Genomic DNA, 21053 nt, shown 5'->3' on the forward strand with positions numbered 1-21053 from the left:
ACACAACTATGCGTCATCGCAAGAGCGGTACCAACCTGGGGCGTGAGTCGTCGCACCGCGCCGCCATGATGAAAAACATGTCGTCGTCGCTGTTCAAGCACGAACTGATCCGCACGACGCTGCCCAAGGCCAAGGAATTGCGGCGTGTCGCCGAGCCGCTGATCACGCTGGCGAAAACCGACAGCGTGGCGAACCGTCGGCTCGCATTCGCGCGCCTGCGCGACAAGGAAGCCGTCGGCAAGCTGTTCAGTGAGCTGGGTCAGCGCTATGCGCAGCGTCCGGGTGGCTATCTGCGTATTCTCAAGTGCGGTTATCGACCGGGCGACAATGCCCCGATGGCCTATGTCGAACTCGTCGACCGGCCGGTCGTGGATGTCGACGAGGACGAAACAGAAGAGGCGTCGGCGTAAGTCGGTGCGCTCTGGTATCTTTGAAAGCCGGCCTTCGGGCCGGCTTTTTTATGCGTATCTGTAATACGCGGCGGTTTCCTGGGGGAGTAATGCGGAACGGTTTCGGTGTATTTGGGTTGGGTGTTGTGGTCGGCGTGGGCGCGCTGTGGCCTTCGGCGGTTCTTGCAGATACGGTGTTCTTGAAGGACGGGAGCCAGATCAATGGCAGTATCGTGTCCATGTCCGATGCGGATCTTCGTATCAAGACCGGCTTCGCCGGGGAATTGACCGTCCCGCGCGATCAGTTGGCAGGCGTGAGCAGCGATGAAGCGTTGCCGATCACGCTGCGCGCCGGCGGCGAGCGGCAGGCGCGGTTCGCATATTCGGAGGATGACGGTACACAGTCGGTCATCGTGGACGGGGTGCCGCGTGATGAAACCAGCGGCGCTGACGACGCGTTGGCCGAGGTGGCGACTGTCGCCCCGAAAGTGGTGGCCGCGCAGCAGGAGAGCGACGACACCTACGAGTTGCCGCAGTCGGACACGTTGCCGCCCGAAGATGCCGATTACTGGTCCGGACATGTCGAGGTGGCACTCAACGGCAACTCCGGCAATACCGATAGCAGTTCGTTGCTGACTGAGGTGGCCGCACTTCGCGATACCGGCGATTCGCGGTTGTCCTTCTCCGCGTCTGTCGATCGCGAAGAGGAGGACAACGAACAGACCGCCGAAGAATATCTGGGCGAGGCGCGCTACGAGCAGGACGTTACCCGGCGTTTCTTCTGGTTTGGTCAGCAGGAGCTCGAGAAGGACGAGTTCGAGGATATCGACCTGCGATCACGCACGCTGTTCGGCCCGGGCTACTACCTCGCGCGTCGCGATCGACTGACATTCAAGGTGCGCAGTGGCGTCGGCTACCAGTACGAGGCGTATACGGACAACGACAGCAGCAGCGAGATGATCTTTTCCAGTGGTTGGGACTATGCCCAGCTCGTCGGCGAATGGCTGAAGCTCACCCACGAATTCACGATCTATCCCGAGATCACGAACAGTCCGAGCGAAAATTTCGTGCTCGAATCCTCGCTGGGCGTCGAGGTACCGATCGCGGACAGCCAGGTCTGGCGTGTTCGCGGTGCACTGGACCACGAGTACAACAATAATCCCGAACCCGGCGTCGAAGATCTCGACACGTCCTACAAGGTGGGGCTGATCCGCGACTTCTAGCGCCGAGTCAGCCGGCGTCGACCTGGATCAGTTCGGGCGGCTCGCTATCCAGTCGCAGCGCGCTCAGTTGTCCGCCCCAGGCGGCGCCGGTATCGATGCCCCAGACCTTGTGCTCGGGCCACTCGACCTGTTCGAGCGCCGACCAGTGGCCGAAGACGATGCGTTCCCGTCTTGAAGCGCGCTCCGGCATGCTGAACCAGGGCTGCAGTTCGGTCGGCGCATCCGCCAGTGTCTTCTTGTATTGCATGTCGAGGCGGCCGTCTGCGTGCACGAAGCGTTGGCGCGTGAGCGCGTTGGCGATATAACGCAGTCTCGGCATGCCGGCGAGATCCGGATGCCACTTCTCGGGCGTGTTGCCGAACAGCTGTGCGAGAAATTCGGCGTGGTCCGGCCCGCGCAGGGCCGACTCGAGCTCGGCGGCGCGCGCCTGCGCTTGGGCAATGGTCCACTCGGCCGGAATGCCCGCATGAACCATCGTCCAGCCGAGGGCCGTGTCCCGGTGCATGAGCGGACGGTGCCGCAGCCAATCCAGCAACTCGCGACAGTCGGGGGCCTCGAGTATCGGCCTGAGCGACGGCTTGGCCTCAGCCAGGGCGTCCGGCTTTTGCGCGAGGGCGAGCAGGCTCAGATCGTGGTTGCCCAGCACCGTAATCGCACGGTCGCCCATATCCCGAACGCGCCTCAAGACCCCCAGCGAGTCAGGCCCGCGGTTCACGAGATCGCCGACGAACCAAAGCTTCGGAGCGGTCGGGCCGCGCGTGCCCAGTGCAGACAGCAGCTCATCGAGCGCCGGGAGAGCGCCGTGAATATCGCCGATACAGAATATGCTCACGGTCGGTCAGCGTTTAAAAGAAACCGCGAGTGTGCACGCATCGAACGTCTTCATCCACACGTGCCCCGGCGGTGCCGGGCCCCTGATTGGGCTCTTCGCGGGCACCAATCGTTTTCGAGTCCTTATCCGGTCCTTCAGAGTGACCCTTTGGGCACTTAGGTTTCTTTGATGGTCCCCGGAGTGCCAAAAAATCGCGGTTTCGTCACCGAACCCTGTTCAGGCCGCCTGGGCGAAGCCGATAACAAGGTGTAGGCGCTGGATAACGAGGCGCTTTTCAAATCGTGTATCGGTTGCGCTTAACGAGCGCGGGAGGTTCAAGAAAAATGCTGACGATTCTCAATTATCTGCTGTGCCATAGCGGCGGCTTGAGCAACTGCAAGCGTCAGGAAGGCGCGACTCTGATCGAATACGTGCTGATCGTTGGAGTTATTGCGATCGGTATTTTTGTAGGTGTCGCTGCAGGTCTCGATACGGCTATAACGAATCTTTTCGAAACCGCGTCGAATGAAATCACTAACGCGCCCGACTCGTAACTCAGATAGCGTTAAATTCATAAGTGAATTCATGATGCAGGCAACACAGCGCGGCGCGAGCCTGATCGAATTCGCGCTCGTGTTGCCGCTTTTTCTGTTATTGGTGATCGGCATCCTCACCTACGGCATCGCCTTTGCCACGCATCAAGCTGTCAACTATGCCGCGCAGCGATCGGCCGAGTCGGTAACGCATCTCGATCCGGAGCTGGATATGGCAGCGTACGCGGCGCGCGCGACTGGGCTAGTCAACGAGCGGCTGGCGTCGGTGCTGGGATATTTTCCGGGGGATGCGCCGAGTGTCGCCGCGGCAGAAAATGGCTGCGACACCGCGGAAGATTCAGAATCGGCCGCTCCGGCACGCCTTTGTATCGACACGGATGCCGACGTGCCCGGCCGGCGTGTGATTGTGGTGGAACTGGCGCCGACATTCGATTCGCTCTGGCCCGGTTTTCCGCAGACGGGTTACATCCCGGCGTTGGGTCCGATACGTGCCACAGGCCGGAGCGTGGTGGCTGCAGGTAACGGTGGCTCGTGATATGCGCTCGCAGCGTCAACGAGGCGTTGCAGTCATCGAGTTCGCGCTAGTGCTGCCGTTATTGCTGGCGATCGCGGTCGGGATTGTCTATTACGGTTACGTGTTTGTGTTGAAAGCGGCGACGGAGAGCGCGGCACAGAACGGAGCCCAGGAGGCGGTCGCGCTGAGTCCGCTTTCGACGGATTACGATCGCAATCGCGTTATGCGTCGTGCGGAAGATGTTGCGTTGGCGAGCCTGGACTGGTTGCCGGCCGGCGTTCGGATGGCGTCGAGTGTGGCGCAGGCTTCGCAGTGTGACGCTTCAGGCATGTTCGGTGTGCGAGTACAGATCAATCTGGCCGACGAAGATGGTCGGGTGTTGCCGCAATTGGAGTTTGGCGGTTTCAAGATTCCGCCACGACCGCCCGTCATTGAAAGCTATGCTTGCGCATCGTTGTAATTTATAAGTGAAACAGGTCGAGCGCGCACCCGGGTGCGCGATCTGTTGGGGGACACAACAATGAGCTCATCCGCACTGCGAACGTTCGCCTTTGCGTTAATCGTGCTCGCGATCCTGTTTGGCGTGGTTGCTTACTTCATGAGTCGGCAGATCGCTTCGGGGCCGGATGCAGGGGCGAGCGCACCGGTGCCGGAGAACAACAGCGTGCTGGCGGTGGTCGCGGTAAAGCCCCTGCAGCCCTACCAGGCGATCACGCTCGAGGACGTTTCCCTGGTGCCGATTTCCGTGGAGCCACCGCAGTACTACACGGACGTAGCGGATGTGGTGGGTCGTACGCCGGTTCGCGACGTGGCGACCGGTGCGCCGGTGACCGATGCGGCCTTCGGGCGCAAGAACAAGCTGGCGGAAGCCATACCGCCCGGCACGCAGGCCATGTCGTTGTCGATCTCGGACATCATCGCGGTCGGCGGTTTCATTCAGCCGGGTGACTTTGTCGACGTGTTGATCTACCTGCGCTCCTCCGGTGAACAGGTAGAGGACAGTCAGGCGCGCATTCTGCTCAAACAGGTGCGTGTACTCGCCTATCAGGAACAGCTGATCAGTAGCGAAGCGGATACCGCCGACGCAGGCGACGGCCGCAATCGCCGAGAGCGTACCGCCGTGCTCGCGGTGCCTGAAGACCAGACCACGCGGGTTATGCTCGGCGCGAGTCTTGGCGAGCTTCGCCTCGCGCTTCGTGCGCCGATGGGTAAGGATCGCTCGGAGATGGCCGATACCGGTCTGGACCTCGCTGATGCCGAAGGCATGCAGGATGACGACATGCCGGAATCGGTGTCACCGGCGGCGGTGCGTGCGGCGCCCGTAGCGAGCGCATCCGAAGAAACAGAGCTTTCCGAAAGCGAGAAACAGCGTGTGATCACGCTCGCGGAGCTTGCTCGCGTCGAGGAAAAGCGTGAGAAGCGTGCGACGCCGCAGCGCCGGTCGACGCCGCGGCGTGCCACCATCGAGGTGTATCAGGGCGCGCAGCCGAGCCGCATCAGCCGGCCGTATTGAGGATGTATTACAACAATCGAATCGGCGCAGGCCGAAGGATAGGGAGCGGTGCGATGACGCGTTTCATCCAGCGAATGCTGATGGGGCTGGTGCTGATGGGCACGGCGCTCGCATTCTCGGGAACGGTCGGCGCACAGGTCTCGGCCGGCCACGTCGACAAGGCGCGGTCCGTACAGGTGGGTGTCGGCCAGCAGGAGATCGTGCGCACACCCGGGCGGATCGAACGCGTTGCGATCGGCGATCCGGAAACCGCGTCGGTGAACGTGTTGAGTGCGCGCGAGGTGTTGCTCACCGGTAACGTGCGCGGTAACACGAGCCTGCTGGTATGGGTCGCGGGCAATGATCAGCCGACCCGTTTCCCCATCATCGTCGGCGCCGGAGATCTGCCGGGCGTGCTCCTGGAAGGCAGTCGGGAGCGGCTCAAGACGCAGGTACAGGCCGATATCCGGATCGCCGAAGTCAGCCGTAGCGCGTTGCGCCAGATCGGTTTCAATTTCATCAGCAATGCGGCTGGCGAGTCTGCCGTGGGTGTATCGCCGCCGGGCGCTTCGGCCGGCGTGGATGGGCTGGGCAACAACGGCTTGAGCCTGTTGTCGAGTACCGGCTTTCAGCCGATCGGCGATGCGTTCAATCTCGTGTTGACCGACAGCAACAAGGATACGGCGGGCCTGCTCAGTATTCTCGAGCGGCGCGGGTTGATGCGTACGCTCGCGGAACCATCGCTCGTGGCCATGAGCGGGCAGACGGCTTCATTCCTGGCCGGCGGTGAGTTCCCGATTCCCGTGACGCAGGGCGGCGGCAGCGGTGTAGGCAACAATGCCGTGACCATCGAGTTCAAGGAATTCGGTATCCGTCTTTCGCTGACGCCCACTGTGCTCGAGCAGGATCGCATCGTGCTCAAGGTAGCGCCGGAGGTCAGCGAACTGGATTTCGACGCCGGTGTGACCCTGCAGGGCATCACCGTGCCCGGCATTCGGGTGCGCCGTACTGATACAACGGTGGAATTGGGCGACGGCGAGAGCTTCATTCTCAGCGGTCTGGTGGATCAGAATCTGGCGGCCAATGTGGACAAGGTCCCGTGGCTGGGCGATCTGCCGTTCATCGGCGCGTTCTTTCGCAATACGCGCTACGAGCGCCGTAACCGCGAACTGATCATGGTGGTCACGCCGCATCTGGTGTCGCCGTTGGCCAAGGGAACGGACGTACCGTTGCCGGGCCGCGAATACGACGACTACGACCCCAGTAACGCCGAACTGTTCTTTCTTGAACGCGGCGAGTTCGAGAAGCGGGCGGGACCCACGGGATTCTCCCGTTAACGGAACGATTCATGGCACTACAGGCCCTGTTAATTGCACGCGAAGACAGCTGTCGCGCCTGGCTGCAAGAGCGGCTCGGTGACGGCGTCGTGCTGTTGCCCGCGGATGCGCGCACCGGTCACGAAAGCGTTGCCGAAATCGCCGAGACGCCGGACGTGGCGCTCGTGTTCGTGCAATTCGATTACAAGAGCGCGGCGATACACACCTCGATCGTCGAGTCGGTGGCCAATGCTTATCCATCGTTGCCGATCGTGGCTGTCGGCCGCCACGACGCGGGCGATGTCGTACTCGCGGCCATGCGTGCCGGTGCACAGGATTTCTTTGTCATCGGGCGCGACGATGAGCGCTTCGATTCGCTGCTGGAACGGGTGCTCGATCGCAAGCGCCGTGCCCGTCAGGTGCCGGTCGGCGAACGTGAGCCGGGCCGCATCGTCACCGTTCTGAGCGGCCCGCAGTCGCCCATGCTGGCTTTTCTCGGCGGGCATATCGCGTTCGTGCTCGAAGCCGCCACCGCGCGCGATAAACGGGTGCTGTTGTTCGATCTGTCCATGCCGGGTGGCAATGCCACCATCATTTTCGACGCGGCACAGGATTACACGGCGCTCGACATATTGCGCGACGCCGAGCGTTGCGACGAGACGCTGGTCGAAAGTGCGTTCCAGCAGTTGCAGAGCGGCGTGTATCTGCTGGCGCTGCCCGAAGATTTCACGATCGAACAACTGGGCGAGAGCACGCCGAGTCTGTCGCGGCTCATCGAGATTTTTCGCGGCCTGTTCGATTATGTGGTGATCTGTATCGATCAGGGTCTGGGCATGCAGGCCCTGAGCGACACCGTTCAGAACAGCGATCACGCGCTCATGATTTCGGATCAATCCGTGCTGCGCAGCCGTCAGAACAAGGCCATGCTGCACGTACTGCACCAGCAGGCGTCGGAGCTGCCACCGCTGAGGCTCGTAGTGGTCAACTATCGCTCGGATGTCGGCATGGAACCCGAGCGGCTTGCGGAGCTGCTGGATCTGCCGTTGGCGACGGCGCTCGGCGGCCGACCGGAAGTGCGCATTCGGGCCATGAACGCGGGCGAGTCCATGCTCGAGTACGCGCCCTCGGATAACTTTACCCGTGGTGTCACCACGCTCACCGAGCAGATCATGGGTATCGAAGCGCCGGCGCCGCGCAAGAAATTCGGACTGGCGCAGTTGTTCGGGCGGGGTGGCGGCTGATGAATGCCGATCGCGGTTTTCGCCTGTCCGATCGCTATCAGGAGCTCAAGAGCGCGCTGCATCTGCACCTCATCCGGCTCCTCGAGGATCGCGGCATCGATATCGGCACCTGGTCGGAGGCAAAGGCCGCCGAGTTCTTGCGTGGCCAGGCGCGGGTCTATGTCAACGAGAATCGCATCCCGATCAATCAGCACGAGGTGCAGCTGCTCGCCGACGACACGCTCGACGAGCTGGTCGGTTTCGGACCGCTGCAACCTTTGATCGAGGACGACGCGGTGGACGACATCGTCGTCAACGGTCCCGACCGGGTCTATACCGAACGGGACGGCCGCCTGGCCGCCGAGTCGGTACGGTTTTCCAGCAATGCCCATATCCTGCGTGTCGCCCAGCGCATTCTCGCGCCGCTGGGCCGACGGCTGGATGAATCCACACCGATGGTCGATGCGCGTCTGCCGGATGGCAGCCGTGTGAACGCGATCATCCCGCCGCTGGCGCTCGACGGGCCCTGTCTGTCGATTCGCAAATTCGGTAAGCGCGCACTCAGCGATGCCGATCTGCTCGCCAGCGGCGCGGTTTCGCAGGAGGTGCTCGATTATCTGCGCGAGCGTATCGCCGCGCGCGAGAACATTATCGTTGTTGGCGGCACGGGTTCCGGCAAGACCACCTTTCTGAACATGATCAGCCAGTGGGTCGGCGACGCGGAGCGCGTGATCACCATCGAGGACGCCGCCGAGCTGCGTCTCGATCACGAGCATGTGGTCCGTCTGGAGACGCGGCCGCCGAACCTCGAGGGCGAGCGTGCCATCACCGCTCGTGATCTGGTGCGCAACGCGCTGCGCATGCGGCCCGATCGGATCATCGTCGGCGAGGTTCGCGGCGACGAAGTGCTCGACATGCTCCAGGCGATGAACACCGGCCACGATGGCTCCATGACGACGCTGCACGCGAACAGCCCGCGCGATGCCGTGCATCGGCTGCAGTTGCTGGCGAGCTTTGCCGGTTTTACGGGTGACGAGCGCACCTTCCTGCAGCAGATCGCGTCGGCGCTGGACGTTATCGTCCATGTGGCGCGCCTGCCCGACGGCAAGCGGCGGCTGATGTCGGTCGAGCGCGTGGGCGAGGTAACGGCTGAACGGCTCGAATTGCATCGCGAGTTCGTCTTCGAACAGCAGCACGACACCCACGTCCGTACCGCGCGAGCCGCCTGATGTGGATTCTCGTCGGCATGCTCTCGCTGTTGCTGCTCGGCATCGGCCTGCTGGTGCTGGCCCGGGCCACGCGACGTGCGAACGATGAAAAGCTGGCCGAACGTGTCGGCGAGGCTCACGCCGATGCCGCCAACGATTCGCTGTCCGGCTACCAGCGCCTCGCCAACATTCGTAATCCGCTGCTGCGGGAGCTCTGTCGACGACTCTGGTCGGCCGGTATCGAGGCGGGCCCCGCCCGTATCGCGCAGTTCGCTTTTCTGTGGATTGCCGCGGTGGTGCTCGCGACGCTCGTAATGGGGTTGATCGGTATTGTGCTGATGTGTGCGCTGCTGGTTCTAGCGGCGCTGGTGGTCGCCCAGCGCAAGCGTAGCCGGCGGCGCCAGATCAACGCCCAGATGCCCAATTTTCTCGGCTATCTGGTGCGCGCGCTGACGGCCGGGAACACGCTCGAGGAGGGCATCAACAATGCCGCCCTCGAGAGCGTTGATCCGATCCGCGGCGTGTTTCTCAGCGTGTCGCGACAGGTTCGGCTGGGTGCGAGCATCGAAGACACGCTCGCCGAAACCGCGCGCATCCACGAGCTCAAGGCGTTGCACATTCTCGCGATGAGTGCACGGGTGAATCGCCGCTTCGGCGGGTCGATGCGCCGGGTCATCGCCAGCCTCGTCGACACGATTCGTCAGCAGGAGGCCGCCGCCCGCGAACTCAAGGCGCTCACCGGCGAGACGCGCTTCTCGGCCTATGTCGTCGCCGCGATTCCGGTCGCAATCAGCCTGTTCTTCTATCTGCAGAACCCGCAATACTATGCGGCGATGCTGTCCAGTAGCGGTGGGCGAATCGCGGTCATGCTGGCACTCATGCTGGAAGCGCTCGGCCTGTTCATCATCTGGCGGATGATGGCGCGACTGCAGGAGCCCGACGCATGAGCATGCCTGCCGTCTTTCTGGCGCTCGCCGTGGCGACGGCGGTGGTCGCACTCGGGCTGTTGTCGCTGATGCTCGTTCAGAGTGTGCGCGAACGCCGTCTGACGCGCCGCTATCAGGGCGAGCGCGCACAGGACGGCACTGTCCGCAACGGTGCGGGCGCCGCCTGGGTCGCCGGTATGGCCGAAGGCGGTGAACGCATCGACCGGCTCCTCAAAAATCCCGACGAGACCCGAATTCTGCTCGCCCAGGCCGGCTGGCGCGATGCGCAGTCGCGCACCGTGTTCTATGCCTGCCAGTTCGGCCTGCCGGTGTTGATCGGTCTGCTCGTTCTGCCATTGTCCGGTGTGCTGGGCCTGACCAGCGGATCGCTGAACAGCCTTCTGCTGGTGGCCTTTGTCGTGATCGTGTCGCTGCTGGCGCCACGCTACGTGTTGCGTGCGCGAGCCAAACGTCGGCGAGAACGCATCTCGGCCGAAGTGCCGTTGTTCATCAATCTTCTTGTGCTGTTGTTCGAGGCCGGTTTGAACATGCGGCAGGCGTTGTCATCGCTGGTGCGCGACGGCGCCCCGACGATGCCCGAACTCGTCAACGAACTGGCGCCAATCCTGCGCCAGATCGAGGCCGGCGCCGATGCCGATCAACTGCTGTTCGAGACCGGCAAGCTCATGTCGATCGAGGAGCTGGATACCGTGCTCGGTATTCTCCGACAGGTCGAGCGTTATGGCGGCGAGATTCGCGAGCCCCTGCTCGAGGCGCTCGACAATCTGCAGTCCAAGCGATCGATGGCGTTGCGCGAGCAAGTCAACGTCATGTCCGGCAAGATGACGGTCGTGCTGGTGACCTGTTTCTTTCCACCGTTGCTGATCTTTATCGCCGGGCCGGCGTTCATGTCGATTTCCGAAACGCTCGGCGGGCTGTGAGCGTGTCGTGCATGCCGTATGCCGGTCGGGTTGCGATGGCCGCCCTGTGTCTCGCACTGGTGGGGGGCTGCGCGAGTCAGCGCGTCTCGCCGCGCGATCTGCCGGGTTCCACGCTCGAAGCCGCGCGCGGCCCGGACGAGAACGCGCGCCTGTACACCGATCTGATCCGACAGCTGATCAGTCAGGATCGACTCTACGCCGCGCTTGCCCACCTGCAGGCACGCGAACAGGAGTTTGGCGTCACCGACGAACTGCGCCTGTTGCGCGCCGATATCCTGCGCAAGATGGACGATCTTGGCGGCGCTCGCCGACTCTACGAGCAACTGCTGGACACGCCCTATGTGGGCCAGGCCCATCACGGGCTCGGCCTGATCATCGCGCGGGATGATCTGGCCGCCGGTGAGGTGCATCTGCAGAAAGCGGTCGCCCTCGTGCCCACCGATGCGCGGATGCGCAACGATCTCGGTTACGCGAAGCTGCGCCAGGGGCAGCTGGCACAGGCACGCCTGCAACTGGCTACCGCGTACCAGCTTGACGAGGCTAATGAGCTGAACCGCAACAATTACATTCTGCTATTGTTGGCCGAGGGCAACGACCGCAAGGCAGCGCGGATTGCGGCCGATAATCAGATAGATGCCGGCGTCATGCGTGAGCTTCGGCGGGAAGCACGCACGATAGCGGGCTCCGCCGGCAATGCGCCCGTCGGCAACGCGGCGGTGCGCCCTGTAACGCCGGCGAAAGCGCCCGCAGCGGTGGGTGGTGGCGGCGGCTAGGCGACGCCTGGCGTTATCGAATCCGATTGTCGAGGGGGAAACCATGAAAAAGAAATCCATTGCGGTCGGCCTGTTGGCAGTGTTCATGCTGGCGCCCGCAGCGGCCAGCGCGCGCGATGTCAGTGATGTCGGGCATACGGTGCGCGGTGCGCTCGAACTACAGCGCAGCGGCCGGCAGGCGGCGCCGACGCGACCGATGCTCAGCGATGTGGCCGACCGAACCTATGAACGTTATCTCGAAAGCTTCACCTATCCGATCCCGGAACAGTTCGAGCGCGACGACGCGTTCGCCGCGGACGCCGGCAGCTAGTGCGCTGCGCGATGTCTCGCAACGGCGCGCGGACGCCGTGAAGGGCAGCGCGTGAACCGGATGATGAACGGATCCGCGGGCATCCAGCGTTACGCGCTCTATGCGCTTGCGGGCGTCTGTGTGCTTCTCGTGGCCTATTCCGGCCTGCGCTGCGCGACGCGAATCGCACAAACGCGTACCGCGGCGCTCTTTGAAGCGGAGCAGGCGATCGTGCAGGCGACCGTGTCGCGGATCGAACAGGACCGTATTCCCAACGGTCTGATCCTGTCCGTCGAAGCGCTCGTGGGCGAGCGCAGTCTGGGATTGAACTACGTCACCCTGCGCAATGCGGACAACGTGACGCTGGTGTCGCGCGGGCGATTCACCGATCGCTTCAGCTGGCTCGGCGAGGACATGGCGCGGCAATGGCGCGGCTGGTCCTATCAGCTCGAATCCGCGGAGGCCAATCGCCCGTTGATGCAGGCCGAGCAGCGTATCGGCTACGCCCAGTTCGGGGTGAGCTGGTTCGCCGTGATTTCGCGTGCCGGCATGCCGCTGGCGATATGGATTACGGCGTTGCTGGCCGGACTGATCGGCTTTCTCGGGGCTCTGGGGGCGGCGGCTTCGACGCCGCCGGCCAAGACCAGGGACGAGGCCGAACGCAAACCACGTATTCGCACCCCCGGCGAGTCGACGCCCAAGGCCGGCGAGCGCGCCAAGGCACCACTGTCGCGATTCTCGCGCCGACGCGATCGGGCTGAGGACGAATTTGCGCCGATTGTCGACAAACGCGCCCATGCGCCGGGAGGCGCAGCGCGCCCCGAGCCCGTGTCGGCGCCGCAGCCCGCTCCGGGCGCCAAGCCGAGGCCTTCGGCGGCCGCTGCCGATCGCCCGGCGCCGGCAGCGCCTTCCATGCCAGCGGCGGCGCGATCGCCCAAGCCGCCGCCGGCGTCACCGCCGGTGGCCGATCCGTTCGAGCCGTCGCCGCCGGCCGAAGCGGCGCCCGGGCCCGCGCCGGCCGCGGCGCCGATCACCCCGTTGCCCGCCCGCACGGAGCTGCATGCGCCAAGTCTCGATGCGCAACCGCGGTTGGGCGACGAAACGCTCGATCTGCGTTTTTACCCCATCTGGCGCGATCTGGACCGCGAGGTGCTGGCCGGCGCCTGTGCGGCTCTGGCATGGCGTGTCGGCGAGACCCGGCTGGTCGATGCGGCCACCCTCACGCGGCTGGCCGAGAAGGACGGCGCGTTGCGCGCGTTCACCCAATGGCTGGCGCGGCGCTTTTCGCTGCTGCACAGCAACTGGCGTACGCTCGAAATCAACACGGTACCGATCGTGCTGCCCATACCGAGCGCGATGCTGGCCTTCGCCGACGCCGAAACCGTCTGGCGGGATGCGCTGCGCCGTACCGACCGTGACCCGAACGATCTCATCCTCTGGCTGGGGACGCGGGTGCGCCGACATGTGCACGGTACCCTGCCGGTGCGCCGCGCGCTCTTGCTGGAGGGGCACGACATGCCGTTGCCGGCGGACTGCGATATCGTCTGCATCGGCCCGGATCAGATCGGCGATGCGATCGATGCCTGGTACGCCCGGATCGACGCCCTGCGGTGCCCGGTGCTGCTGGGGCCGGTCGACGATCCCGAACCCTATGCGCGCCTGATTCAGCACAAGCGCGTGCTCTGGTTCAGTCAGGCGGATGACGACCTGTTCGCACCGCGCGCCTTCGCCCGCTTGCTCGCGCGCCACCCGACCGAGGCGATCTGATTCCGAGCGGGCGGCCCCGGGTCAGCCGGCCGAGCCGCCAGCGTTGGCGGCATTCGCCAGCCCTGCGAATTGGGCAGCGGTGAGGCGTTCGGGCCGCAGCGTGGGGTCGATGCCGCAGGCCTCGATCGCTTCGGCCGAGAGAAAGTCACGGATCGCGTTGCGCAGCGTCTTGCGCCGCTGACTGAATGCCGCGGTCACCAGTCGATCGAAAAGGCGGCTGTCGTCGATCGCGAACTGCGGCGCGCGCGGCGTCACGCGCACGACCGCCGACATCACGCGCGGAGGCGGGGTGAAGGCGCCGGGGCCCACGTCGAACAGCGCCTGTGCGTCGGCACGGGCGGCAACCGATACGCTGAGTCGCCCGTATTCGCGGCTGCCGGGCGCGGCGGTCATGCGATCGACCACTTCCTTTTGCAACATGAAGTGCATGTCCGTGATCGGTGCCGGGCTCGCGAGCAGGGCGAAAAGCAGCGGCGAGGAGATGTTGTAGGGCAGATTGCCGACCAGTCTCAGGGCGCGGCCGCGCTCTGCCGCGAGTGCGGCGTAGTCGATGCGCAGGGCGTCGCCCTCGATGACGTCGAGGCGCGTGTCCGTGCTGGCGCGCGCGTGCAGATCGGCCACCAGGTCACGATCGATCTCGATGACGCTCAGGCGTGCGACGCGGTCGAGCAGGGGGGTGGTGAGCGCACCTTGGCCGGGCCCGATCTCCACGAGCGCGTCGTCGGGCGCTGGCGAGAGCATCGACAGGATGCGATCGATCACGCCCTGTTCGTGCAGAAAGTGTTGTCCGAAACGTTTGCGCGCCATGGCGTTCTCGGTGTGGCGCCGTGCGCCGTCTGCGATATGCGGGCCGTATTCGGCTGCTCCGATGCCCAGCTGTTAGCGCGGTGAAGCGCCCGCCATACGGATAGCGGTATCGATAGCCGCCTGGAGACTTCCGGTATCCACGCCGTCCCCGCCGGCGAGCTCGAGCGCGGTGCCGTGGTCCACCGATGTTCGCACGATCGGCAGGCCGAGACTGATATTGACCGTGCGTCCAAAACCCAGGTGCTTGATCACCGGCAGACCCTGGTCGTGATACATCGCGACCACCGCGTCCGCCTCGGCCAGCCGGTGCGGCGTGAAAAGCGTATCGGCCGGTAACGGCCCCACCACATCGAGCCCGCGCGCGCGTTCGGCTTCGATCACCGGCGTGATGGTGTCGATCTCCTCGCGTCCGAGATAGCCGTTTTCCCCGGCATGGGGGTTCAGGCCGGCGACGAGCAGCCGCGGCCGGGCGATGCCGAACCGGGTACGCAGGCCATCGTCGGTAACGCGCAATACGTGCGCGAGGCCCGCGCGCGTGAGGGCCGCCGGCACGGCGGCGAGCGGAATATGAACGGTCGCAAGCGAGACGCGCAGCTGGCCATCGTCGGTCGCGAGCATCATCACGGGCTCATCGCTACCGCAGCGATGGGCGAGATAGCCCGTATGGCCGGAAAAAGGGATGCCGGCATCGTTGATGACGGCCTTGTGGACCGGGCCGGTCACCAGCCCGTCGCAATGGGCGGCGCGACACAGATCGGTGGCGCGGTCCAGGGTGTCGAGCACGTATCGGGCGTTGGCCGTATCGACCGCGCCGGGCGTGGCCGGTCGCGCGCTGGCGACGGTTTCGATGCCGAGCGTTCCTGCGGGCAGCGCCTGCGGCGCGCTGTCGTAATCGATCTCGACGAGCTTCAGCGGCAGGCCGAGGTGCGCGGCGCGGGCCTGCAGCAGATCGGGGTCGGCTACGGCAACCAGCTGCGCGGTCTGTCTGCGCTGGGCAATACGAACCGCAAGGTCCGGCCCGATGCCGGCGGGCTCACCGGGGGTGAAAGCGAGTCTCGGGGTACGCAATCCGGGGCGCCGCGATCAGCTGCCGTTGGTGTCGCGGTAGCCGGCCATGCGCACGTCGACATAGGCTTCGTCGCGCAGCTTGCGCAGCCACAGCTCGCCTTCCTCGGTGGATTTCTGCTCGCCGAGCGCGCGCCGCGCGCGGTTGCGCACCGCTTCGCGGGTCTGATCGCGTTCCCGACGATCGGCGACGCGCAGGATCTCGTAGCCTTCGCTCGTCTGGAAGATCGGGCTGACTTCGCCGGCGTCCAGAGCGTTCAGCTGACGTCGGGTCGTCGGATCCAGGCGCTGGGACTGAACCCAGCCCAGTTCGCCGCCCTGATTGGCGGTTGCGTTGTCGTCCGAATATTCGCGGGCCAGTGCCGCAAAATCGTCGCCGGCTTCGAGCCGTTCGCGGATCTGACGGGCCAGCTCGCGGGTGCGTTCGTCGTCGCGGATCTCGTTGGGCTTGAGCAGAATATGGCTCGCCTGCACTTCTTCGACCATGACCTTCTCGTCGGGCATGACCGAGTCGCCGCCGCGCATATCCTCGACCTGCACGAGATGGAAACCGTCGGCATCGCGGAAGACTTCGCTCGTCTCGCCCGGCTGCAGCTGCGGCACCACATCGGCGAACGTCGACGGCAGATAGGCGCCGTCCATCCAGCCCATGTCACCGCCTTGCATGGCGTTCTCGCCCTGCGAGCGGGCGGCGGCCACATCCGCGAAATCGGCATCGCCGGCGACGATTTCCTCGCGCAGCGACTGCAGCTGCCTGCGGGTGGATTCGACGCTCTCGGCGTCTGCGCCTTGCGGAACCGGCACGACGATGTGCCGCACGCGATACTCGCGGTCCTCGGCGGCGCGCAGGGACTGGTTTTCCAGGTAGCGATCGACGTCTTCGTCGCTGATCGTCACCTTGGACATCACTTCCTGGCGCCGCAGCTTGGAGATCATCAGCTCCTGACGAATCTGCTCGCGCAGCTGTCCCATGCTCATGCCGTCAGCGGCCACCGCACGGGTGAGCTGCTCCATGCTCATGTTGTTCTGCTGGGCGATACGGCGCAGGCCATCATCGACCTCGCTGTCGCTGATCTCGACGTTGCGCTCACGTGCGCGCTGCATCTGCAGCCGCTGCATGATCAGCTGGTCGAGCACCTGCGATCGCAGGATGTCGCTGGGCATCTGGCTTGCGCGGCTGCCGGCGCGTGCCTTGATACGCGTGACGGCCTGATCGAGTTCGCTGTCCAGAACCACGTCGTCGCCGACCACGGCCACGATCTTGTCGAGCGTGCGCGCCCCTTGGGCGCCGCTGTCGCTACTGGAGGTCGTCGACGACAGCGAAAAGTCGTCCGGCATGCCGAGGCTCTGGGCCGTGGCCGGCAGGGCGATGAACGCCAGTGGCGTGATAGCGAGCGCGAAGCCCGTGGCGAGGAGGTGTCTCATGGGAAACGGATGGTATCAAAAGAGCTGCTCGAACTGCGGCCGCGGTCGTCTTCGTTGTAGACATCGTTATCAACGAAAGATTGCACGGTGTCGCCAAACTGGCCGAGGCCGTTGAGCACGAATTGGAACATGATGGCGGTATCGAAGCTGCCGTCGTCGTCGGCCACGTAGCGGCGCCAGGCCACACGCCCGGCCCAGCAGCACGACGGCCGGTACTCGAAGCCGGCGAGTGTCTCCACGTTCTGGCTGCGTTCGAGCGAATAGTTCCAGCGCCCGAGCACATCCAGATTGCCGGTTATCGGCGCGCGTACGCCGACCGCGGTCTGCTCGAGGCTTTCGTATTCGCCCGGCACCACCTGCGACTGGATATCGTCGCCGACGACCGTGACCTCGCGCTGCGGGCGATAGTCGCGATAGCGGCGATAGGCGAGATCGAGCTGGTAGCCGCTGTCGGTCTGGTAGCTCGCCGACGCAATGGCGCGGTTGATGCGGCTGTCGTCCGGGTCGTACTGGACCGTGGTGCGGGCCGTGATGTTCTCGGTCGGACGCAGTTCGACGCCGGCGACGTAGTCCGAGCCGCGATCGCCGTAGCCGACTTCGCCGCTGTTGGGCAGGTTCACGCGCAGATCACGAAAGCCCGTGACCCGGCCCAGGTCGAGCTTGGCCACCGTGCGCCCGCTCTCCGGCGCGATGAAGCGCGAGGTGACGCCGAGCGTGAGCTGATTGGCATCGCCGATGCGATCGGTGCCGACGAAACGGTTGTCGGCGAACAGCCGGTCGAAGTGCAGATCCGCCACGCCGGAGTCGAAGATCGGGATGTCGGACTGATCCTCGTAGCCGGTATAGAGATACTGCATGCGCGGCTCGAGCGTCTGAACCCACCCGTCGTTGAAGGTGCGCGCGAAGCGCAGGCCGGTTTCGGCACTGAACTGCGGGATCTCGCGGGTGATGACGTCGTCGTCGCCGACGTCGGACAGGGCGAAGTCCGGCGCGTCGTCGAAACCGCGCAGGCTGTAACGCGTGAGCCGATAGGAGGCTTCGCTGTTGGCATACCAGCCACCCTGGTCGACGCCCCAGAGCAGTCGCGGCTGTGCTTCGAGACGGTAGGCGTCGATATCGTCGTCGCGCTTGAAGTTGGTGAACTCGGCATTCAGCCCGGCACGAAACGGCGCCGTAGGCGACAGCATTTCCAGCCGCGCCTGTGGCACACGGGTGTAGGGGTCGTTGCTGAAGGCGCGGTCGAAGTTGTCGTCGTCCTCGTCCTGGATGTCGTCGAGCGTCTGGAAGTCCTGCGCCAGTACCGTGAAGCGCACGCCGGTATCGGCCAGGGTCAGGCGCGCCGCGCGTTCAAGCTGCGAGGTCGACGTTCTGGCCAGGTCGGTGCTCAGGTCGTCGAAATACTGATCGTCGCTGACCTTGGTGTAGTTCGCCTCGATGCCGACGTGCTCGTTGAAGCGGCCGATGTGTTCGAAGTGGAAGAGTGAACGATCGTCGCCGTACTCGCTGTCGCTGGGCAGATACTCGCCGTCGAACTCGCCGCGATGGTGTTCATGCAGATAGCGGAACTGGCCGCCCAGCTGCAGGCCGCGATCGGCGAGCACGCGCGGCACGATGGTCGCGTCGTAATTGGGTGCGATATTGATGTAATAGGGCACCGCCAGCTCGAAGCCGGAATCGCTGGAGCTGCCGATGGTCGGCGGCAGAACGCCGGTATGGCGCTTGTCGTCGATCGGGAAGTTCAGGTACGGCGTATAGAAGACCGGGACGCCGTAGAAGCGCATCACGGAGTTGAACGCTTCGCCGCGCCCGCTCTCGCGATCGAGTTCGATACGCTCGGCCGACAGCAGCCAGGCTTTCGTCTCGCCTTCGCAGGTGCTGTAGTCGGCATCGGTCAATTCATAGGCGCCGCCGCCGAGTGCGGTCACGGTGCCGGCCTTGCCGCGGCCCCCGTTGGTGATGACCGAATAGGTCGCGGTGTTGAAATTGCCGGTTTCGTCGTCGATCTGGACATCGCCGTTGTCGGCGGTCAGATAGATGCCGGGGCGGTAGTACTGCAGCCCGTCGCGCGCCTGGGCGCGCCCGCTGCTGCGGTTGTAGCGCACAAACGGCGCCTCCAGGGCCTGACCGTTGCGCTCGAGGCGCACGTTGCCGGTGGCCTCGGCGACGTCATCCTGAAGGCTGGCCTCGTCGGCGATCAGCGTCGAGTCCTCGCTGGGCTCGGGCAGCGAGATCGGCGGTGGCACTACCGGACACCCCATTTCGGCGGCGATGCTAGGCTTTGCGGCCAGCGCACCGATGCACACCAGCGATGCGCCCACGCAGAGCGGCGTAACGAGCCCCGTGCGCGGCGCGACATCGGGCCGCCGGCCAGCCACAGTACGAAGACGGGAATGCGAAAAAGCGATACGAATCACGGCGGGATGTCTCACCCATTGACGCGGCGACGCACGACACGGTTGACGCACCGCGGCGCCGCTGAAAGCGGTTGTGTTCGCAAGCGAACCCCCAAGTTCAACCGATTATGCGCACCCGCGATGGCCCCCGCAATAAAACAGGCCCGGGTTGCGGCGCCGCGGGGCGCGGCATGAATACGTCGATGGATACGCGCCGCCAGGCGCTGGAGGCCTGGGTGGCCGACGAACTCGACGCCACGCCCGAATGGCAGGTGGCGTCGGCCGACGCCAGTTTTCGGCGCTATTTTCGAGCGCATGTAAGCCGCGGCAACGAAACGCTCAGCTACATCGCGATGGACGCGCCGCCCGAGCGTGAAAACAACGCGGCCTTTATCGAGATCGCCGCGCTGATGGCCGAAGCCGGTCTGAACGTGCCCCGGGTACTGGCAGCCGACCACGAACGCGGTTTTCTGCTGCTCACCGATCTGGGCACGCGCACCTTTCTGGACGTGCTCGATGACGACAATGCCGATGCGCTGTTCGGCGCGGCCATCGGCGCCTTGATCGACTGGCAGCAGGCCAGCCGGCCGGGCGTGTTGCCCGCTTACGATCGCGCCACCCTGGCCGCCGAGCTCGAGCTGTTTCGCGACTGGTACCTGGCTCGCCATCTCAAGTACACGCCGAGCGACGCCGAGCACGCGGATATCGACCGTGCCTTCGCCTTCATTCTCGATAACGTCTGTGCGCAGTCGCCGGTGTACGTGCACCGCGATTACATGCCGCGCAATCTCATGATCAGCGATCCGCTGCCCGGCGTGCTGGATTTTCAGGATGCCCGCTACGGGCCGGTCACCTACGACGTGACCAGTTTGTTTCGCGATGCCTTCATCAGCTGGCCGGCTGCGCGGATCGACGGCTGGGTGCGCCACTACTGGGATGCGGCACGCGAGCGCGGCATTCCGGTCGGTGACGATTTCTCCGCATTTCAGCGCGATCTCGCGCTCATGGGCGCGCAGCGCCATATCAAGGTGCTCGGGATCTTTGCGCGCATCGCGCATCGCGACGGCAAGCCGCGTTATCTCGCCGACACCCCGCGTTTCGTGGCGTATCTTCGGCCCGTGGTCGCCGCGTACGACGCGCTTGCGCCCCTTGCGCCGCTGCTCGAAAGAGAGGCCCCATGAAGGCGATGATCCTGGCCGCCGGCCGCGGCGAACGTCTGCGCCCGCTGACCGACCACACGCCCAAGCCGCTGATCGACGTCGGTGCGCGTTCGCTGATCGGCCATCATCTGGCCGGCCTGGCGCGCGCCGGGTTCGAGGACGTGGTGATCAACGTCGCCTACCGGGGTCGTCAGATCATCGACGCGCTGGGCGATGGCCGCGCCTGGGGTCTGCGTCTGCACTTCAGCGAGGAACAGCCGGGTGAACTCGACACCGGCGGAGGCGTGCGCAACGCCTTGCCGCTGCTCGGCGACGGCGCGTTCGCGCTGATCTCGGCCGATGTATTCACCGATTTCGACTATGCGCGGCTGCGCCACCGCCACGATGCCGATGTCCACTGCGTGCTGGTCGACAACCCGCCGCACCATATTGACGGCGACTTCGGCCTGGATGGTCGCGCCCTCGTCTATGCGGCGCCGCGCTACACCTATGCCGGCATGGGCGTGTTCGATACCGCGCGTTTTGCCGCGCGCGATACGCAACGGTTCGCACTTTCCGCGGTCATACGGGAAGCCATGCAGGCCGGTCGCGCGAGCGGCGAACGCCATGCCGGGCGGTGGATCGATGTCGGGCGCCCGAGCGCGCTCGAGCAGGCCCGCGCGGTGGCCTGTGGTGGCCACGTGGCAGGCTGAGTCTCGGCCGCTGCCGCGAGCGCTGTTAGAATCCCGGCCTTGCCGCAGCGCGCCACCGGCGTGCAATGCTGTATCGCGGTTGGGTCAT

Annotated in this window: 21 protein-coding genes; 16 read left to right on the forward strand and 5 right to left on the reverse strand. The window is 64.9% G+C overall.

All coding sequences use genetic code 11. The features are described from left to right. The first annotated feature begins 8 nt into the window (after positions 1-8). Positions 9-410 (forward strand): 50S ribosomal protein L17, encoded by a 402-nt coding sequence (gene rplQ / locus J7355_RS04995; protein ID WP_209060478.1) that lies wholly within the window; start codon positions 9-11, stop codon positions 408-410. An 89-nt stretch (positions 411-499) separates the two neighbouring features. After that, the gene (locus J7355_RS05000) at positions 500-1612 is read left to right on the forward strand and encodes a DUF481 domain-containing protein (protein ID WP_209060479.1); all 1113 of its coding nucleotides are present in this window, start codon (positions 500-502) and stop codon (positions 1610-1612) included. A 7-nt stretch (positions 1613-1619) separates the two neighbouring features. On the opposite strand, the gene J7355_RS05005 is transcribed toward J7355_RS05000, so the two are convergent. Then, positions 1620-2444, reverse strand: coding sequence for a symmetrical bis(5'-nucleosyl)-tetraphosphatase (locus tag J7355_RS05005; RefSeq protein ID WP_209060481.1), 825 nt, complete (start codon positions 2442-2444; stop codon positions 1620-1622). Between the two features lie 323 nt (positions 2445-2767). On the opposite strand from J7355_RS05005, the gene J7355_RS05010 reads away from it, so the two are divergent. The 12 genes from J7355_RS05010 to J7355_RS05065 all read left to right on the forward strand — a co-directional run bounded on the left by J7355_RS05010 (position 2768) and on the right by J7355_RS05065 (position 13423). Then, positions 2768-2977: a Flp family type IVb pilin gene (locus J7355_RS05010; RefSeq protein ID WP_209060486.1), complete on the forward strand. Its 210-nt coding sequence runs from the start codon at positions 2768-2770 to the stop codon at positions 2975-2977. A gap of 31 nt (positions 2978-3008) precedes the next feature. After that, positions 3009-3512, forward strand: coding sequence for a TadE/TadG family type IV pilus assembly protein (locus J7355_RS05015; RefSeq protein ID WP_209060489.1), 504 nt, complete (start codon positions 3009-3011; stop codon positions 3510-3512). A gap of 1 nt (position 3513) precedes the next feature. Continuing rightward, the gene (locus J7355_RS05020) at positions 3514-3951 is read left to right on the forward strand and encodes a TadE family protein (protein WP_209060490.1); all 438 of its coding nucleotides are present in this window, start codon (positions 3514-3516) and stop codon (positions 3949-3951) included. A 60-nt stretch (positions 3952-4011) separates the two neighbouring features. Then, on the forward strand, positions 4012-5004 hold the full coding sequence (gene cpaB, locus J7355_RS05025; RefSeq protein WP_209060493.1) for a Flp pilus assembly protein CpaB: 993 nt from the start codon (positions 4012-4014) through the stop codon (positions 5002-5004). A gap of 53 nt (positions 5005-5057) precedes the next feature. Further along, positions 5058-6320, forward strand: coding sequence for a type II and III secretion system protein family protein (locus J7355_RS05030; RefSeq protein WP_209060495.1), 1263 nt, complete (start codon positions 5058-5060; stop codon positions 6318-6320). Positions 6321-6331: 11 nt separating this feature from the next. Beyond that, on the forward strand, positions 6332-7540 hold the full coding sequence (locus J7355_RS05035) for a hypothetical protein (RefSeq protein WP_209060497.1): 1209 nt from the start codon (positions 6332-6334) through the stop codon (positions 7538-7540). Continuing rightward, positions 7540-8748: a CpaF family protein gene (locus tag J7355_RS05040; protein WP_209060499.1), complete on the forward strand. Its 1209-nt coding sequence runs from the start codon at positions 7540-7542 to the stop codon at positions 8746-8748. Before J7355_RS05035 ends, J7355_RS05040 begins: the two co-directional genes overlap by 1 nt. Next, positions 8748-9674 (forward strand): type II secretion system F family protein, encoded by a 927-nt coding sequence (locus J7355_RS05045; protein ID WP_209060501.1) that lies wholly within the window; start codon positions 8748-8750, stop codon positions 9672-9674. The genes J7355_RS05040 and J7355_RS05045 overlap by 1 nt, the downstream gene beginning before the upstream one ends. Continuing rightward, complete coding sequence (locus tag J7355_RS05050) at positions 9671-10594, forward strand: type II secretion system F family protein (protein ID WP_209060502.1); 924 nt, start codon at positions 9671-9673, stop codon at positions 10592-10594. Before J7355_RS05045 ends, J7355_RS05050 begins: the two co-directional genes overlap by 4 nt. A 35-nt stretch (positions 10595-10629) precedes the next feature. Next, the gene (locus J7355_RS05055) at positions 10630-11367 is read left to right on the forward strand and encodes a hypothetical protein (protein WP_209060503.1); all 738 of its coding nucleotides are present in this window, start codon (positions 10630-10632) and stop codon (positions 11365-11367) included. A 43-nt stretch (positions 11368-11410) separates the two neighbouring features. Then, entirely contained in the window at positions 11411-11677 is a 267-nt protein-coding gene (locus J7355_RS05060; protein ID WP_209060504.1) for a DUF3613 domain-containing protein, read from the forward strand. 63 nt (positions 11678-11740) lie between these two features. After that, positions 11741-13423 carry a hypothetical protein gene (locus tag J7355_RS05065; protein ID WP_209060505.1) on the forward strand — a complete coding sequence of 561 codons (1683 nt, stop codon included), beginning with the start codon at positions 11741-11743 and terminating at the stop codon, positions 13421-13423. Positions 13424-13444: 21 nt separating this feature from the next. On the opposite strand, the gene rsmA is transcribed toward J7355_RS05065, so the two are convergent. The 4 genes from rsmA to J7355_RS05085 form a co-directional block, all read right to left on the reverse strand. Continuing rightward, positions 13445-14230: a 16S rRNA (adenine(1518)-N(6)/adenine(1519)-N(6))-dimethyltransferase RsmA gene (gene rsmA / locus J7355_RS05070; RefSeq protein WP_209060506.1), complete on the reverse strand. Its 786-nt coding sequence runs from the start codon at positions 14228-14230 to the stop codon at positions 13445-13447. Positions 14231-14302: 72 nt separating this feature from the next. Further along, the gene (gene pdxA / locus J7355_RS05075; protein WP_209060508.1) at positions 14303-15298 is read right to left on the reverse strand and encodes a 4-hydroxythreonine-4-phosphate dehydrogenase PdxA; all 996 of its coding nucleotides are present in this window, start codon (positions 15296-15298) and stop codon (positions 14303-14305) included. A gap of 15 nt (positions 15299-15313) precedes the next feature. Then, on the reverse strand, positions 15314-16720 hold the full coding sequence (locus tag J7355_RS05080; RefSeq protein ID WP_209060509.1) for a peptidylprolyl isomerase: 1407 nt from the start codon (positions 16718-16720) through the stop codon (positions 15314-15316). Then, positions 16717-19038, reverse strand: a complete 2322-nt coding sequence (locus tag J7355_RS05085) for an LPS-assembly protein LptD (RefSeq protein WP_209060511.1) — start codon at positions 19036-19038, stop codon at positions 16717-16719. Before J7355_RS05085 ends, J7355_RS05080 begins: the two co-directional genes overlap by 4 nt. Positions 19039-19304: 266 nt before the next feature. Here J7355_RS05085 and J7355_RS05090 point away from each other — a divergent pair, with 266 nt between their 5' ends. Both J7355_RS05090 and murU read left to right on the forward strand, forming a co-directional pair. Next, positions 19305-20294, forward strand: a complete 990-nt coding sequence (locus tag J7355_RS05090; protein WP_209060515.1) for a phosphotransferase — start codon at positions 19305-19307, stop codon at positions 20292-20294. Continuing rightward, positions 20291-20965 (forward strand): N-acetylmuramate alpha-1-phosphate uridylyltransferase MurU, encoded by a 675-nt coding sequence (murU, locus tag J7355_RS05095; RefSeq protein ID WP_209060518.1) that lies wholly within the window; start codon positions 20291-20293, stop codon positions 20963-20965. The genes J7355_RS05090 and murU overlap by 4 nt, the downstream gene beginning before the upstream one ends. Positions 20966-21053 lie beyond the last annotated feature (88 nt).

Source organism: Endozoicomonas sp. G2_2, from assembly GCF_017744135.1.
In the GTDB taxonomy this organism is placed as follows: Bacteria; Pseudomonadota; Gammaproteobacteria; order Nevskiales; family Salinisphaeraceae; genus Salinisphaera.

Coding starts and splice junctions, on each gene's coding strand:
- rplQ (WP_209060478.1), top strand. CDS start 9: ATGCGTCATCGCAAGAGCGGTACCAACCTGGGGCGTGAGTCGTCGCAC.
- J7355_RS05000 (WP_209060479.1), top strand. CDS start 500: ATGCGGAACGGTTTCGGTGTATTTGGGTTGGGTGTTGTGGTCGGCGTG.
- J7355_RS05010 (WP_209060486.1), top strand. CDS start 2,768: ATGCTGACGATTCTCAATTATCTGCTGTGCCATAGCGGCGGCTTGAGC.
- J7355_RS05015 (WP_209060489.1), top strand. CDS start 3,009: ATGATGCAGGCAACACAGCGCGGCGCGAGCCTGATCGAATTCGCGCTC.
- J7355_RS05020 (WP_209060490.1), top strand. CDS start 3,514: ATGCGCTCGCAGCGTCAACGAGGCGTTGCAGTCATCGAGTTCGCGCTA.
- cpaB (WP_209060493.1), top strand. CDS start 4,012: ATGAGCTCATCCGCACTGCGAACGTTCGCCTTTGCGTTAATCGTGCTC.
- J7355_RS05030 (WP_209060495.1), top strand. CDS start 5,058: ATGACGCGTTTCATCCAGCGAATGCTGATGGGGCTGGTGCTGATGGGC.
- J7355_RS05035 (WP_209060497.1), top strand. CDS start 6,332: ATGGCACTACAGGCCCTGTTAATTGCACGCGAAGACAGCTGTCGCGCC.
- J7355_RS05040 (WP_209060499.1), top strand. CDS start 7,540: ATGAATGCCGATCGCGGTTTTCGCCTGTCCGATCGCTATCAGGAGCTC.
- J7355_RS05045 (WP_209060501.1), top strand. CDS start 8,748: ATGTGGATTCTCGTCGGCATGCTCTCGCTGTTGCTGCTCGGCATCGGC.
- J7355_RS05050 (WP_209060502.1), top strand. CDS start 9,671: ATGAGCATGCCTGCCGTCTTTCTGGCGCTCGCCGTGGCGACGGCGGTG.
- J7355_RS05055 (WP_209060503.1), top strand. CDS start 10,630: ATGGCCGCCCTGTGTCTCGCACTGGTGGGGGGCTGCGCGAGTCAGCGC.
- J7355_RS05060 (WP_209060504.1), top strand. CDS start 11,411: ATGAAAAAGAAATCCATTGCGGTCGGCCTGTTGGCAGTGTTCATGCTG.
- J7355_RS05065 (WP_209060505.1), top strand. CDS start 11,741: ATGAACGGATCCGCGGGCATCCAGCGTTACGCGCTCTATGCGCTTGCG.
- rsmA (WP_209060506.1), bottom strand. CDS start 14,230: ATGGCGCGCAAACGTTTCGGACAACACTTTCTGCACGAACAGGGCGTG.
- J7355_RS05080 (WP_209060509.1), bottom strand. CDS start 16,720: ATGAGACACCTCCTCGCCACGGGCTTCGCGCTCGCTATCACGCCACTG.
- J7355_RS05090 (WP_209060515.1), top strand. CDS start 19,305: ATGAATACGTCGATGGATACGCGCCGCCAGGCGCTGGAGGCCTGGGTG.
- murU (WP_209060518.1), top strand. CDS start 20,291: ATGAAGGCGATGATCCTGGCCGCCGGCCGCGGCGAACGTCTGCGCCCG.